Source organism: Larkinella punicea, from assembly GCF_003334855.1.
GTDB lineage: Bacteria > Bacteroidota > Bacteroidia > Cytophagales > Spirosomataceae > Larkinella > Larkinella punicea.
Map to the genome: position 1 here is coordinate 216,622 of NZ_QOWE01000003.1, position 15,481 is coordinate 232,102.

A 15,481-nucleotide genomic window follows, 5' to 3' on the forward strand; every position below is an offset into this window, starting at 1 on the left:
GGCTGGTGGGCAAGCGGAAGAACTTAACTGCCCGGCCCTAAAGGGGACTTGGACGCAGCTTAATCCGGATGTTTTAGCCCCCTTTAGGGGGTTGGGGGCAAAAAGCGAAAGTGTAATGAATCATCAGACGTAAGTCCTAAGATCATTGGTGAATTAGAATCTTTTTACTGCGTATCTGATTTCCTTGTCGGATCAAAACAACATAGGAACCACTTGCTCCTTGCAGAATTATTTTCTGCCGGTGATAGCCTGCGCCTTCGACTATTTTCTTGTACCACGAACGCCCTAACTGATCTACAACAGATACTTCACTGTCCATCGGTTGTGCCGTGTAAAAAGAAACCTCAAACTCCCGATCGATTGGATTCGGCGTTACTTTGAAATCGGAATCATCTAACTCAATCGCTTCCGAGGCAATCAACCGGGCGTTGGGCGCACAAATTAATGTTTTGGGCGACCAGGACAATGTAAATGTGCTGTTTTGTACTTTGGCACTGATCAGATACGACACCCCGGTTTTGATCGAAGCCGGGGTCGTAAAACTATACCCGTGACTGCCATTGCCCTTGCCGGCAGCCGCAAGGTCAGCGCGGTAGAGGTCAGCCCTGGTGGTTCCAATTGATGTTCCGTTGGCAAAGAATTCGAGCATCAGCGGGTCGTTGGGTTTGTTGCGATCCCACACCCAGCCGCGAATCGAACCACATTCAACTTTATCCAGATAGCCTTCGAAATTGCCGGTGACAGTAACCGGAGGGCTGGGAACTGGATTGACCTGAATGGTAAGAGCGGATGAGGGCACACTTTTACAGGCATCCGTTTGTTTGCAGATGGCCGTATAACTCGTGGTAGCCGTCGGCGTTACAAACACCGGAGAACCCGTTTGGTTGGTGCTCCAGATAACGGTGTGTGCGCAATTACCGGCGGTCAGGGTGACACTTTGTCCGGCGGTAATGGCTAAGGAACTGGCACTGATGGTCGGCGCATTGGGTGGAACACAAGCCGTTGGTGGAGGAGAGGCTACATCCGGTTTTTTTAGTAGAATAACCGATGACCAGGGTGCCAGGGTACCGTTTCCCTGGTAGGTTCGGTTTTCAAGATCGACGAAGGTGCCACTCGGCAAGTTGAAGCCTTTGCTAACCGATGAAGCGTTGTATTCAAATCGAATGACATCGTCGGGATTTGTGAAAGAAAGATCGGCTTCGACTACCTGCAGATTATCGACAAAAAAAGTACCATCGGCCTGGTCAACCTGAAAAACTAAAAAAGCATTGTTTTCCGAAACGGGAACCGAAAAAGCAAACTCATTTTCAGTTCTGGATGTACTTAGACTGCAATGGTAGCGTGTTGTTAGATCATTATAAGGCGAATCACGCTTTCTCAAATAAACCTGAAAATTTCGCTGATTTCGCGTACCCAGTAGACTGAATTTAAGAATATATTTCTTTGCAGCACTTACCGCTCCAATTTCCATGGTAATCAATGCACTCCGGTCTTTAACCGAAGGATTAATGGTGGTATTGAAAGTGGCCTTCATACAGCCTGCGTCCAAACCGCCCGCATTGCTCCAGCCTAGTGCAATATTACCTGACTGTGACCAACTGTAAGCGTTGTTGATATGACTCATAAAGCTGCCATTGGGAAACTTATTATTGCCTGTCAAGGTGTTGAGTCGGTATGAAGAGATTGGGACTGGTGCTTTCCTGGAATTGGCATCAAGGTTGAATGCAGTCTTCCAGTCGGAGAGGGTATAAATTCCGGAACCGCCTGAATTGGAACTTGCATTGATTACAAATCCATCGTCAAGAGGACGAGAATAAAAATTATTATCGAACGTGCCAAATTGGTTGATGTCATTTAAATTAGTAACAATTCGGGAAGTTAGTTGATCGCTTTTTTTGGCAAAAAACTTATTTTGATTGATGGAATTATTTCGAATCTGATGCACTCCGTTTTGCTGCATAAACAACTGCCATCCATTACTGAACAACGTATTGCCCGACACGTCGATGTGGTTTGCATTGTGCAGGAATATACCGCTCCCGTTGCAAAATGCCACCGTATTGCCCTTGACTTCAACTGAACCCGTATTATCATCCATATAAATGCCGTGCGAAGTAAGGTCTGCGGGTTTCGACGTGCCACCACTGGCGCCGATTCCGTTCAAGACGATGTTGTTCAGTACCTTAGATCCTTTTTCCGGGTAAGTCGCATCGCCATTCCAGGTGTAAATTCCTCCGCCATCGTCTTTCACCAGATTAAAGTTCGAGACAAAATTATTTTGTAAAATGGTGTAATCCCCTTCAAACCGGAGCGCTGAATACCCTGTGTTGGTAACCGTGTTTTTTTCTACCAGATTACCCGAACCCCGAATGATTACTGCCTGGTACGTATCATCTCCATTTGATCCCATACCGCTTATTACTCCGGTATTGGTAATGGTGTTGTTACGCAGAATCGCTTTGGTTGCAGCGGTAAGATAAATTCCAGTATTGCCCGAATTTAAAATTTCTGTATTCTCAATCAGGACCGACGTATTGTTCTGGCCAACGATGCCATTGATGCCGGATGTTATCGTGCAGTTGCTCACGGTTATGGTGGATGTGCCCGACAACTCAAAGCCGTTGGTATTGGCCCCCTCAAGTTGCAGGTTTTGGAATTTTATATGATTTTTCCCCACAATTTGAATCAGGGTGTTAATGAACGAAGCCTTAATCTTTTGATTATTCGGATTGATACCGGAATTTAGTAATAGAGAGACTTTTTTCGTGGCTTTGTTTAAATACCATTCCCCCGTTTTATCCAGGGTAGACCGGTGATTTTGAATGAAATATCCAAAGTTATCTTCGGCCTGATAAGGTGACGAACCTGTATACGTAAGCGAGGTGCCCGAATGCTGGGTAATAGTCCCTTTATCCAGGATCCACCGGTTTTTACGGATGACGACTTCCGCTCCGATCCAACTGGGACTGGACGCTAACTGGTTATCCGTAATTCGCGTATTGCCACTATGACTTTCGTACGTTAGGTAGCCTTTATTCGCAGCGTCGGCATTCGGGTAGCGGCCCATCGGTTCTATCTTGCCATCGATGGTAAGAATGTTGACGCTACTCGTTAAACTGCTATTCGTTGTTTCCCATATGCCACTGCCAACCGAGGTCCAACCACTTAGATTGATAAATCCGGAAATCACCGGTTTTGCTCCTGAGCCATAATCGCCCAGTACGATGGGCAGATTTGGTGAGCCGGATTTTCCGATTATAATCTGGCCATAAAAGGTTTCACCCCGTTTGAATAAAACGGCATCACCCGGTTGTAAATTCGGGAAATAGGCATTGAGTTTTGCAATGGTTTTCCAGGGCGTAGCGGTATTTTGAGCCTGGGAACTGGTCCGGGAATCATCACCGGTTAGGGAGGAGAAATAATACGTTGCTGCCTTTACCGAAACAAAACAATTTATAAAAATAGCAAGAAAAAATAGCCTCATAAAAGTATATTGATTGCCTGTTTATCCGTTCAATTCCAAAGTATTATGGTGTCATTATAAGACAGCAAAGCAGATGCCAAAACAATGGATCAGGAAACAGGTAAATCGTTTATTTTACATTATTAGAAGTAAAGGTCAGTCGCAAATAGATCGAACGGAAAACGCCGTCAGCGAAGGATTAACTCATCCTTCGCTGACGGCGGATATTATTTTGTGGTTACTTTTTGATTAGACTTTCTCCTCAGTATAAAACCCACGTATCCTTTCCACCCCCGCCTTGCGACGAGTTGACCACCAGCGAGCCTTTGCGCAGGGCGACGCGGGTCAGTCCGCCGGGAATCACGTTGATGCCGTCGCCGTAGAGGATGTAGGGCCGGAAATCGACGTGGCGGCCTTCCGTGTGGTCGCCAACGATGGTCGGAACCCGGGAAAGCGAAATTGTCGGCTGGGCAATGTAGTTGCGGGGGTTTTCCTTGATCTTTTTCCGGAACAGCTTGTGGTCGGCTTTTGTCGCTTTCGGGCCGATCAGCATACCGTAGCCACCGGCTTCGTTGGCTTCTTTCACCACCAGTTGCTCGATGTTTTCCATGACGTATTTGCAATCTTCCTCCTCCCGGCAAATGTAGGTTTTTACATTCGGAATGATGGCTTCTTCGCCCAGGTAGTATTTGATGATGCGTGGCACATACGCATAAATCACCTTGTCATCAGCCACGCCGGTGCCGGGCGCATTGGCCAGCGCCACCCGTCCTTTTTTGTACACTTCGAAGATGCCCGGTATGCCAATCAGAGATTCCGGATTGAAAACATGGGGGTCGAGGAACGTGTCGTCGATCCGGCGGTAGATCACATCCACCGTCTGGAAACCTTTGGTGGTGCGCATCTTGACATAACCGCCCGAAACGACCAGATCGCGGGAGTCGACCAGTTCGACGCCCATTTGCTGGGCCAGGTATGAATGCTCGAAATAAGCGGAATTATAAATACCGGGGGTAAGCACCACGACGGTCGGATCGGGCCGGTCGGCAATGTGTTGCAGCAATTGCAGCAGGCGGGTCGGATAATCGGAAACCGGCCGGACGCCCGTGCGGGCCAGCACTTCGGGAAACGTCTGTTTCGACAACTCCCGGTTTTCGAGCATATACGACACGCCCGACGGACAGCGGAGGTTGTCTTCCAGCACCATAAACGCCCCGTCTTCGCCCCGAATCAGGTCGGTTCCGGTAATGTGACACCAGATGTCTTTCGGCGGTTTGAGTCCCATGCAGGCCGGGAGAAAACACTTACTCGACTCGATCAGGTCGCGCGGCACCACGTTATCGTTCAGAATGTGCTGATCGTTGTAAACGTCATGAATGAACATGTTAATCGCCTGGATGCGCTGAATCAATCCGCGTTCCACCCGGTTCCATTCTTCCGACGGAATCACGCGCGGAATGATGTCGATGGGCATGATGCGTTCGGTTCCTTCCCCTTCCGAATAGACGTTGAAGGTAATCCCCATCGACATCAGTGCCCGCTCGGCCGCATGTTGACGGGAAATGACATCTTCACGACTCAACTGCTCCACCCGCTGTTTAAACTGTTCGTAGCCGGAGCGAACCTGACCGTCGGCCGTAAACATTTCATCAAAAAAATTATCCGTCTGATAGTCAGTGAATGAGAAAGAATTTCCCTGCGCTTGCGACTGTGTTTGGTTTCCTTGTGACTGCGATTGAAATTGCATAGGTGGGCTGGTGATTTTGGCGAATAAACCCTTAAAATTGCAATAATATACAAAATTATATATGGTTGGCGTTGAAAGGAGATAGTTTATTATTTATTTCGGTGAATCAATTCCAGATTTACCATTCAGTAACTGTCTCTTCATTTCAGTAAACATCCTGTATCTTTAAAGGCTCAACAACGCATAAAAAGTTTGAATCATGTCTATTACTAGTTGAATGAGAGAGAGATACGGTCGACTACTCGCAACGTTGGCAATTCTGGGAATTTCGATTCCGGGCAGCAGCCAATACCTGATGGGAATTGCCAACAGCAATTACGGAGGAACCCAGTCCATCTATCGTCATCCGTCGGAAGCTGCCGATTCGCGCTACCGGTTTTACCTGAATCTGGCATCCGTCGATCTGTATGCTTCCAACAATCACGTGCGTTGGGTGGCCCCCTTTTCGGTGGTGCGCTACATGACCGGACAGATTCCGGACCAATACCGCAGTGAGCGCGGGAAGAGCCTGGGCCGAACCGGTTACCTCAAAGAGCAGTTAAATGGCCGCGACAAGCGCTTATCATTTGGGGGCGAAGTCCGGGGACCGTCGGCACTGATCACCCTGAACGACCGGTTTGGCATTGCTCTATCGACGCGGGTCAGAACGGCCGTCACCTACCGGAACACGTCGGAGGCCACCGCCCGGTTGATGTTATACGGTACGCAGATTGTGGAACTGCAGCGGGTTCTGAACGAAAACCAGCATGGCATGGCCAACGTCAACGGCTATGGCGAACTGGCCGCAACGTTTGGAGCGGTTATTTTCGATAATGACGATCAATTCTTGAAAGCTGGCGTGACCGTCAAACGGGAAGTCGGATTTTACAACGCCCACGTTCGGGTCGACGATGGAACCCACCAGATTGTTCGGGACCCCAGTCTCTCCGGGTTTCAGGCCCTGCGCATTCGCCAGTTCAACGGTGCTTATGGCTACACCAGCGAGCTGGCCTTTCAACGGGCGGGCTTTTCGCCGGGCTGGTTGTTCGGGAAACAGTCGGCCGGTGGTGGCTGGGGATTCGACCTCGGCATGACCTACGAATACCGTCCGAACTTCCGCAAGTATACGTACCGGGAAAAGGGGGAACTGCGCCGGGATCCGACCAAAAACAAATACCTTTATCGCATCTCGGCTTCGCTGGTCGATCTGGGGGGAATCCGGTTCAGGAACCCGGAAATGGTCAATCTGTACCCGGTTTCGGTAACCAACAGGCTCATCACCAATACGACCTTCGAGGGGGTCAAATCTCCCGATGCCATCAACGAACGGATTGTGAATACACTCATGTTACCGCTGATGGAAAAGACGACCTCGTACCGCTCCGGATTGCCAACGGCCCTGAATGTGAGTGCTGATTATCAGGTGAAAAATAACCTCTACGTCGGCCTTTTGTGGACGCAGAGTCTGGTGCCGTCCAACGCTGTCGCCATGATTGCGCCCTCGATGGTGGCCGTGGTTCCCCGGTGGGAGAGCCGTTGGGCCGAGGTGTCGATGCCGGTGGCTTTGCAGGACAATTATTCGATGCCGACGATTGGGCTGGCGCTGCGGGCGGGACCGGTTTTTGCCGGCACCGATCACCTGGGCGGACTGGCCAACATCGGCAATCCGCGCGGGGCGAATTTTTACGCCGGAGCTACCATTCCGCTCTTTCGCCGGGGACCCAAAAATCCGACCGATTGTTATTTTCCCCCGCAGGAAGGGGGCTATTGGAAACGATTCGGCAGAAAGCGATAAGCCGTTATTTCCGGAGCAAATACCGGTAAAAAAACGACTCTCTTTTTCCGACATACTGAAGGGCATAATCCGCGTCGGCATCGAAGGTTTCATGGGGCTTCATGCAACTCATATCTGCTTCCCCGAAATTAGTGGTAGCATTGCCCATCGAACGTTCGATGGGCTGCGGAACGTGAACAGACCAGACTTTGTAGGCCAGAACCCGCAGTGGCACATACAGCCCGATCATGACCCAGACAGCAAAGACCCAACCGGCCGTTGTTCGTTTTGACGACCGGTACCAATGCACCAATCCGTTGGCAAGGGCCAGATAATAAACAAATTGCGCCGGAATGATCGTGCGGTTTTGGAAGTCGTTCCAGCGTCCCATATAGATCAAACTGAGAAGTTGAATGGAAAGAGCGGCAGTAAAAGCCGCTTTTACCCAAACCGAGTTTTCGCTCGTTTGCCGGTTATACCAGCGGTAGAGGAAAGCACCCACCCAGAGTTGCAACCCCCAGAACAAGACGTACAAAACCACATCGGCGGGTGTATTGAATGCTTCGATCAAAAAACCGCTATCCGGTATCGGCTCATGGGCCTGGTAAAAGAAGCCCAGAAGCGCGCAAATTGCCAGACAATTGCCCAGGAAAACCGGATGCAACCAGGCCGAAACCGTAAACACGCTGCGTTGCGTAAATAGCAACCACAAACCCAGACCAATGCTAACAAAAGGCGACCATAAGAGGGTGGCCGCCACGACAAAAGCCAGGGCGACGGGCGAGGCATTCCGGCGTTGCCAATGAACGATCAGGCCGATGGCAATCCAGCCACCGAGGGCATGTTGCGGAACCGCCTGTAGCTGCATGACGAGGGGAGCGGGGTCGAGACTCTGCGCCCAGTTGTGGTTGCTGAACGCCAGCCGGGGTGTTTCGTAGCGGGTGTAGCCCGGAACTTGGTTGGTAAAAACGGCGGTGAGCCAGCGGGCGGCATCCCAGTTAAAATCAATGAATAATGACCAGACCAGCCGAAAAGCCACTTCGACACCGGACAGAAATGGCAATCCCACGGCAATCCAGGTCCTGAGCAGTTTGCTCAACCGGGCCGCCCAGCCAAACGCCAGGAGTATGCCCAGCCAGCCCCACAGGAAAGAAATCCATTCCGCCGATTGAAACGACAGATGGGCCGCTTTGGCAATGACTGCGGTTGGCAAATAATAGGCGATGTAATAACACAGGAAGGGATTGTCGAGACGCAGATTCTGGTACAAAACCGGCCAGGGACGGGTGATGAGGTCGTGGAAAAGCAGATTGTGTTTGTCGTAATCGCCATACTGCGGCACGAAGGCTCCGATACCGCTCACCCAAGTCCAGAACAACGCACCCGTTGCCAGGACTAGCCATTCGGTTCGGGAAAAAGGCACCGGCGATTCGGTGGAAAAAACCGGCTGGCGGACAAATTGCCAGACACCCAGTGTAACCAGAATCAAAAGTGGAAGGGCGATCAGGGGAATGATCCAGAAAACCAGAAACAGGCAAACCGGGACATAGAGATAACCGAGTGAAACAAGCGTAAATCGATCGATTTTCATCGCGGAAACCGGGCCTGTGGGTGGTGTAATTCAAATTTGTATGAACAAAAGTAAAAAAGGCCGGGCGAATTTTTGACGTTTTGATTATATTCGTTCAAATGAAAATCGCTATGCAACACACTACGGCTCCGGCATTTCCTCAGACATTCGATGAATTCCTGACGTGGGAACCCGTCGATGGGTATAAATATGAATGGAAAGATGGGGAAATGATCCGATTCTCTGGTATGAAGAAAAAGCAATATTACATTTATGATGTATTGAATACTCTTTTTATTACGAAAGGGTACCACAAAGCAGGAACCTTCATGGCAGAACCTGACGTCATGCTTACTGCTCTCCAAATGCGTCGGCCTGATATTGCTTATTTTACAAAAGAACAAATACAACAGGGTCGGAAAGGCGAGGATGTAATTCCGGCTTTTGTCGTCGAGGTGCTGTCTGAAACAGACCATGCGTATCGAATTGAGGAAAAAATTGCCGAATATTTCAAAGCAGGTGTACAGGTGGTCTGGAACATCTTCCCGGAAGCGGAGGTCGTTTACGTCTATACATCCCGCAAACACGTCACCATTTGTCTGGAAAGTGATGTCTGTTCAGCCGCCCCGGTATTACCCGATTTTTCGATCCGTGTGAATGACTTGTTTGCACCCACTCCTGCATAAACGATAAAACCGCCATTCCCACGAGTCGTACTGAGAATGGCGGTTTGCATAGCACAGTAAAACTTACAAAATAAACTGACTCAAATCCCGGTTTTTTACCAGCTCGTTCAGTTTTTCGGAAACCATTTCTTTGGTAATAACGACTTTAGAACCCGCGCCAATGACGTCCGGAATATCGAACATGAAATCGTTCAGCAAATGGCTCATGACGGTTTGGAGACGGCGGGCGCCGATGTTTTCGACTTCGGAATTGACCTGAAACGCGATCCGGGCAATTTCGCGCAGCGAGTCTTCGTCGAAGGTCAGCTCGACCTGCTCCGATTCCATCATGGCGACGTATTGCTTCGTCAACGCATTTTTCGGGGCCTTCAGAATCTGGAAAAAATCATCTTCCGACAAGCTTTGCAACTCCACTCGAATCGGAAAACGTCCCTGTAACTCCGGAATCAGATCCGACGGTTTCGAGACGTGAAACGCCCCGGCGGCCACGAACAGGATGTGGTCGGTGTTGATGCTTCCGTATTTGGTATTGACGGTTGTTCCTTCCACAATCGGCAGCATATCGCGCTGCACGCCTTCGCGGCTCACGTCCGGCCCACCCGAACCGCTGCCCCGGCTGGTGGCAATTTTGTCGATTTCGTCGATGAAAATGATCCCGGTATTTTCGGCTTTGCGGATGGCTTCGTCCTTCACTTCGTCCATGTCGATGAGCTTGGCGGCTTCTTCTTCCAGCATGATTTTCTTGGCTTCGGCAATGGTCACCTTGCGTTTTTTGCCGCGCCGGGGCATCATGCCGCCAATCATTTCCTGGATGTTCATCATCGACAGTTCATCCACCGTTCCGCCGATCATGCCGATGTTGGGGGCGGCATTCTGTTGCACGTCGATCTCGATTTTCCGCTCGTCCATCTCGCCTTTGCGGATTTTTTCGCGAAACCGTTCACGCGTCCGTTCGTTCAGTTCAGCGTCGGTGTCGGGAACGTCATTTTTATCATTCGGCTCGTCCAGCATAAAACCGGACGGTTGTTTGATGGGCGGAATCAGAATGTCGAGGATCATGTCTTCGACAATTTGCAGGGCACGGGTTTTCACCTGCTCTTTTTTGGCGGCTTTCACCATGCTGACCGACTGCTCGACCAGGTCGCGCACCATGCTCTCGACATCGCGGCCCACGTAACCCACTTCGGTAAATTTCGAGGCTTCTACTTTGGTAAACGGCGCATCGGCGATTTTGGCCAGCCGCCGGGCAATCTCGGTTTTTCCGACGCCAGTGGCCCCAATCATCAGGATATTATTGGGCGTAATTTCCTGTTGCATTTCGGGCGTACTGTTCATGCGTCGCCAGCGGTTGCGAAGGGCGATGGAGACGTATCGTTTCGCATCGTGCTGACCAATAATGTATTGATCCAGTTCCGCAACAATCTGCCGGGGGGTTAAATCTTTCAGTTCCTGTGTCGTCATTCGTAAGTTAGTTGCATGGTGCAGAGGGCATGGGGTACGGGGTAAAGGATGTCGATTGTTCATTGTCCTTTGCCCGGTATCCCATGCCCTCTGCTCTTGCAAAGAAACGTAGGAAACTGCAATTTGTACCGGGATTTGGTCATTTTTTTGGCATTATTCGATTTAAGTTGATCGAAAACGACAAATGGCTGCTACCACCCACCGCTGGCGTTGCCAGGGCGCGGGCATAGGTTAACTGAAATCCTTTGGCCTGAACCGCAACGCCAAACGACAACCCGGCGGCTCCCGAACCCGTCGCCAACTTCGCTTCCTGTCGGCGCAAATGATTGTAGCCCGCCAGCAGGTTGACATTCCGGTGAATCAGAAACTCCAGCCCAACGGCCAGGTGCCGCAGGATTTTTTCGGGAAGGGCGGTTTTCTGCGGAACCGGATTGCCGTTCAGGTCATAGGTCACATTCAGGGCCGGGTCGTTGTAAACAATGTCGAACTGGTGGAGATGGTGGGCGGTCAGGGTCGCGCGAATGGGCAGGTGCTCCGGTTTGACAGTAACGCCCGCTTGTAAATCGAACGGCAAATCCGGTGATTGTCCGGGCAAATACGTTTTCAGACGAAAACCGGCATTTTTAGCCACTAACCCAAAAGTGAGTTCTTTTTTTGGGTGACGCCACGTTCCGCCAACGTCGAATAAAACCGCAAATGCCGAATAGGTTTCGATGGACGAACCAACGGCTTTGAGCGTTGCGCCGAGGGTGAAATTGCCTTCCGTTCGGGCGTGCGTCAGGCTCAGGGCGTAATCACTGGACGTGAAGGTTCCGGTTGGGTTGCCCAGCAAATCCGTCTGGTCGAACGTGCCATAGGTCAAATACTGCAAACCGGCTGCCCACTGGCCTTTGGTTTTGATGGGCAAACCGTAGTGCAGTGTGATAAACCGGGTGTCGGCGAAATAGGGGACAAAGGTCATTGCCAGATGGTTGCGACCCGACGAATCGAGCAAAGCCGGATTTTGGAGAAAAAACAGAGCCCCCGGTTGGGTATTCGATGCCGCCAGTCCACCCAGTGCGGCCACGCGGGCGTGGGTTGGAATGGACAGAAAAGCAAAGCTGCCCTGTCCGCCCGGTGGTTGGGCTATGGCAGTGCCTGGAATCAGAAAGAAGAAAAACAGGAGAAGCGATCTCAAAGGCTATTTTTTAGTTCACGAACCGCTTGCACGACGGGTTGCTAAAGTACAATTCTTACCGGATCAAGCAAAATCGTCCAGTTCCCGTATCGACGGCCCGGCCTCATTAATTTAAACCAAATAACCACTGAATTACTCGTTTGCCTGATTATTGGCCGCGTAGCGGACTGATGTTTGTAGTCAAATGAATCACCCGAATCCTCCGCGTACCTTTGGGTACGCAACCAGTGCAGCAGATTGCGTACCCAGAGGCACGCGGAGGATTTGGGTGATTCGTTCGGCTACAAACATGTCGTACCTCTGGTACTTAATGGGCCTATAATCAATCAATCTCATAGTTCGCATTTTGTTCACTATTCATCAAGGGACTTTTAGCATCCGGATTAAGCTGCGTCCAGGTCCGGCAATGGCCGCCCGGTAGGGGAACAGGGCAAAATGCGAGAGTCCTAAGAATAATTGCCCGAAATTATTTACATTGGCGGGGTATAGCAAGTCTAGCTAACAGCCGGTTTTTTAATTCTTATTGTAACCTTATTCCGTATGAAAAAAATATTCGTCATTGCACTGATTGGTCTGGCATTCCGTACAGCGTCGTCTGTTCAGGCGCAAAAAATCGAACTGACACCCGTCTGGGAAACGGATACGACGCTGCGGACACCCGAGAGCGTTTTCTTCGAACCCGGCAAAAAAGTATTGTATGTTGCCTGTATCAATGGCGGTCCGTCACTGGAAAACAAAGGCAGCTACATCGCCAAAGTGGGCCTGGATGGAAAGGTGATGCAGATGAAATTTACCGAAAATCTGAATTCTACCAAAGGCATGGGCGTTTTGGGGAATAAACTGTATGTAACCGAAATGACCCAGGTCGTGGAAATCGCGCTGGCAACCGGCAAAATTCTTAACCGCTATCCCGTCGAAGGTGCCAAATTTCTCAATGATATTGCCGTCGATGCCAAAAAGGGAGTGGTCTACATCACGGATTCGGGCAACGGCAAAGTGTGGGCCTTGACCGGGGGAAAAACCAGTCTGGTTCTGGAAGGGGCTCCGCTCAAAGGCACCAACGGTCTTCTCGTGGAAAATGGTCAGGTGCTGATCGGCAACGGTGACGGTTCTTTGCTGAGCATGAATCCAACAACGAAGGAACTGAGCACGATCGCCAAAGTATCGGGTGGTATCGATGGCATTGTGGCTTTAGGAAACAAGCAGTACATCGTCACCGAGTGGGGTGGAAAGATTTGGCACGTTCAGGCGGATGGATCGACCGAGCTGAAATTGGACACGTCAAAAGAGAAAATCAACTCGGCTGACATCGGGTATAATCCAGCAACCAAAACGCTGTTTGTTCCTACTTTTTTCCACAATACCGTAAAAGCGTATTCCCTCAAATAAGCCTTAGAGAACTTGCGTCTGAATTCTGGTGCCCTTTCGCTTTTTGCCCCTAAATCCCCTAAAGGGGACTTGGACGCAGCTTGACCCGGATGCTAAAAGTCCCCTTTAGGGGATTTAGGGGCAAAAAGCGAAAGGGCTAGCCTTATCTCAGACGGTTTGCTACTACAAAACATACCCCAATTTTATACCCAGCGTCGCACTCGGGAACAGGCCGCCCTGGCGGGTATTCCAGGTGCCGAACGTGTTGGGCGTAATGACATTGTCGTTGGTTGAATTCAAAAAGTGATAAGGACTGACATTCCGGAAGCCCAAACCGACAAAAAAATCCAGCAGCAGACGGTTGTCGCCCGGCATGGTGAGCACATACTGACGCCCGAACTTGCAGTGAACGCCCCAAACCGTTCGGTACATCGGGAATGTGCCGCGTTCGAAATAAGCACAGGTGCCATTGACGCACTCCCGGCCGACGGCGGTGGTTTCCAAAACCGTGCGTTGTTTGAAAAACGTTTCGATCGCAAAATACCGGCCGATGGGCGGAGTAGCGAAGTGCGGTCGGCGGTAGCCCCGATACCGTCCGGAATACCGTCGCCATTCGGCCCGGCCACGCCAGACTTCAAAATTTTCGAAGTCGCTCCGACGCTCCGGATGCAGGTTGATGGCCTTCCAGCCGTAGCCAAACTCCGCCTGAACGGTGTGTCGCCCGCCAAAAAGCCGCTCGGCACCGAACTGAACCGTATTGTCCAGATCGAACAAAGCCAATGGCGCAAACTTGACCACCCAGCGCGGAGGATGATTCATGACCGGCGTGAGCGTATCGGGCAGCATCAGCGACTGAGCCAGTGCGTTCAGCGGAAGCCAGAACAACCACACGAAAACAATCAGGAAACGGTGTTTCATCAGTTCTCGACCGGTAATGTACTGAGCAGCGTCAGTTGTTGGGACGCATCGTAACGGTATTGGAAAATACCGTCTTTTCCGGTAACGATCAGTACCGAGCGGTTCGGGATCACGTCGTACGAACGAATATCCTCGAAGGTTTTGATCGGTTTCAGCTTGACCGGATCGCTGGCGTCGAAAACTTTCAAACCGGCATCGCCTTCGCAAACGAACAGCAGATTACCGTCGATGCCCAGGCCGTGCGGATTGATCATCGAAATCTCATTCACCTGCACGGGGTTAGCAAGGTTCGAGATGTCGACGACCTCCAGACGATTCGGGCCGGTATTGCAGGAGGTTCCGCTGCGGAGGGTGACGTAAGCGTAATTACCCTGCGCCACCACCGGATCGCAACTGAAAATGTGCCGGTATAAGGCGGTTTGCTGCGGTTTGGCCGGATTTTCCAGGTTCATGATGTACATCCCGGTTTGCGTTCCGATAAACAGGTGGTTGTTATACGGAAAAATCGTTTCGACGCCGAAACCGAGCGATACCTTGCTCAAACTGTTGGGGTCGGCACTTTTTTGCACATCGTAGACCTGCAAACTATGCTGATTGACGACGTACAGGAAATTGCCCGCAACGGCAAACCGCGCCATGGAACCGCCTGTTCCGCTGCCGCCGTTGGGATTGACGGAAGCACTGTCTTTGCTCCCCATTTCAGAACATCCCGCCAGAGCAGTCAGTCCGATCAAGATAAAAAGTAGATAATTTTTCATGGTGCAGGATCTTAGCGGTAGCATTTTGGATTGGTGAGCTGGGCGGTTTCCCAGCGAACGACCACGCCCTTTTCAGGATTGGCGCATTCAAACTGCACCCCGCGTTGCTGTGGATAAGAAGGATAGGGGTAGGCGTCTTTTATTCGCTTCAAAACCGTTACCTTCCGGGGATCGGTGATGTCGAGGGCAACCAGATCGACGGCATTGTCGACGTAAAGCACATTTTCCTTCACGGCCATGTCGACATTGGCGGGAACCGAAACGAAAGCCAGCTTTTTGGGAGTAGCCGGGTCGCTGTTGTCGACAATGTGAATCCCTTTTCCCGGTTCGTTGATGAATAAATACGAGCCTTTGACGTAAATTTTGCCGGGATTTTTCAGCGGTTGGGGACCCAGCGTCTGGATCGTGCGGATTTCTTCGTAGGTGGCATACACCGGGCGGAGGCCCTGAAATGTTCGGTCGGGGTCGCTTTCACGGTTGATTTCGCAGCCGAAAACCGCCAGCAGCAGCAGCGGGCTCAGGAATCGGCGAAGGCAGAGAGGAGGGAAGAGGTGTTTCATGGAAGGTGCAGGTTTTTGCA

Annotated in this window: 11 protein-coding genes; 3 read left to right on the plus strand and 8 right to left on the minus strand. The window is 50.8% G+C overall.

Annotated elements, in window-relative coordinates; genetic code table 11:
- Nucleotides 1-142: 142 nt before the first annotated feature.
- Nucleotides 143-3,484 carry a right-handed parallel beta-helix repeat-containing protein gene (locus tag DUE52_RS04530; protein ID WP_114404777.1) on the minus strand — a complete coding sequence of 1,114 codons (3,342 nt, stop codon included), beginning with the start codon at nucleotides 3,482-3,484 and terminating at the stop codon, nucleotides 143-145.
- Between the two features lie 241 nt (nucleotides 3,485-3,725).
- Nucleotides 3,726-5,210 carry a circularly permuted type 2 ATP-grasp protein gene (locus DUE52_RS04535; RefSeq protein ID WP_114404778.1) on the minus strand — a complete coding sequence of 495 codons (1,485 nt, stop codon included), beginning with the start codon at nucleotides 5,208-5,210 and terminating at the stop codon, nucleotides 3,726-3,728.
- Nucleotides 5,211-5,427: 217 nt separating this feature from the next.
- Here DUE52_RS04535 and DUE52_RS04540 point away from each other — a divergent pair, with 217 nt between their 5' ends.
- Nucleotides 5,428-6,984: a DUF5723 family protein gene (locus tag DUE52_RS04540; protein ID WP_133299757.1), complete on the plus strand. Its 1,557-nt coding sequence runs from the start codon at nucleotides 5,428-5,430 to the stop codon at nucleotides 6,982-6,984.
- 4 nt (nucleotides 6,985-6,988) lie between these two features.
- Here the strand turns inward: DUE52_RS04540 and DUE52_RS04545 are convergent, their stop codons facing one another.
- Nucleotides 6,989-8,554: a hypothetical protein gene (locus DUE52_RS04545; protein WP_114404780.1), complete on the minus strand. Its 1,566-nt coding sequence runs from the start codon at nucleotides 8,552-8,554 to the stop codon at nucleotides 6,989-6,991.
- Between the two features lie 110 nt (nucleotides 8,555-8,664).
- On the opposite strand from DUE52_RS04545, the gene DUE52_RS04550 reads away from it, so the two are divergent.
- The gene (locus tag DUE52_RS04550; protein ID WP_114404933.1) at nucleotides 8,665-9,219 is read left to right on the plus strand and encodes a Uma2 family endonuclease; all 555 of its coding nucleotides are present in this window, start codon (nucleotides 8,665-8,667) and stop codon (nucleotides 9,217-9,219) included.
- Nucleotides 9,220-9,282: 63 nt separating this feature from the next.
- Here the strand turns inward: DUE52_RS04550 and hslU are convergent, their stop codons facing one another.
- Entirely contained in the window at nucleotides 9,283-10,680 is a 1,398-nt protein-coding gene (gene hslU / locus DUE52_RS04555) for an ATP-dependent protease ATPase subunit HslU (protein ID WP_114404781.1), read from the minus strand.
- 139 nt (nucleotides 10,681-10,819) lie between these two features.
- Complete coding sequence (gene porQ / locus DUE52_RS04560) at nucleotides 10,820-11,857, minus strand: type IX secretion system protein PorQ (protein WP_133299758.1); 1,038 nt, start codon at nucleotides 11,855-11,857, stop codon at nucleotides 10,820-10,822.
- A 540-nt stretch (nucleotides 11,858-12,397) separates the two neighbouring features.
- Here porQ and DUE52_RS04565 point away from each other — a divergent pair.
- On the plus strand, nucleotides 12,398-13,246 hold the full coding sequence (locus DUE52_RS04565; RefSeq protein ID WP_114404782.1) for an NHL repeat-containing protein: 849 nt from the start codon (nucleotides 12,398-12,400) through the stop codon (nucleotides 13,244-13,246).
- A gap of 162 nt (nucleotides 13,247-13,408) precedes the next feature.
- Here the strand turns inward: DUE52_RS04565 and DUE52_RS04570 are convergent, their stop codons facing one another.
- The 3 genes from DUE52_RS04570 to DUE52_RS04580 are packed head-to-tail and all read right to left on the minus strand — an operon-like array spanning nucleotide 13,409 to nucleotide 15,461.
- On the minus strand, nucleotides 13,409-14,143 hold the full coding sequence (locus tag DUE52_RS04570; RefSeq protein ID WP_114404783.1) for a hypothetical protein: 735 nt from the start codon (nucleotides 14,141-14,143) through the stop codon (nucleotides 13,409-13,411).
- A complete protein-coding gene (locus DUE52_RS04575) occupies nucleotides 14,143-14,901 on the minus strand; it encodes an LVIVD repeat-containing protein (protein ID WP_114404784.1) in 759 nt (252 codons plus the stop codon). Before DUE52_RS04575 ends, DUE52_RS04570 begins: the two co-directional genes overlap by 1 nt.
- 11 nt (nucleotides 14,902-14,912) lie before the next feature.
- On the minus strand, nucleotides 14,913-15,461 hold the full coding sequence (locus DUE52_RS04580; protein WP_114404785.1) for an LVIVD repeat-containing protein: 549 nt from the start codon (nucleotides 15,459-15,461) through the stop codon (nucleotides 14,913-14,915).
- Nucleotides 15,462-15,481 lie beyond the last annotated feature (20 nt).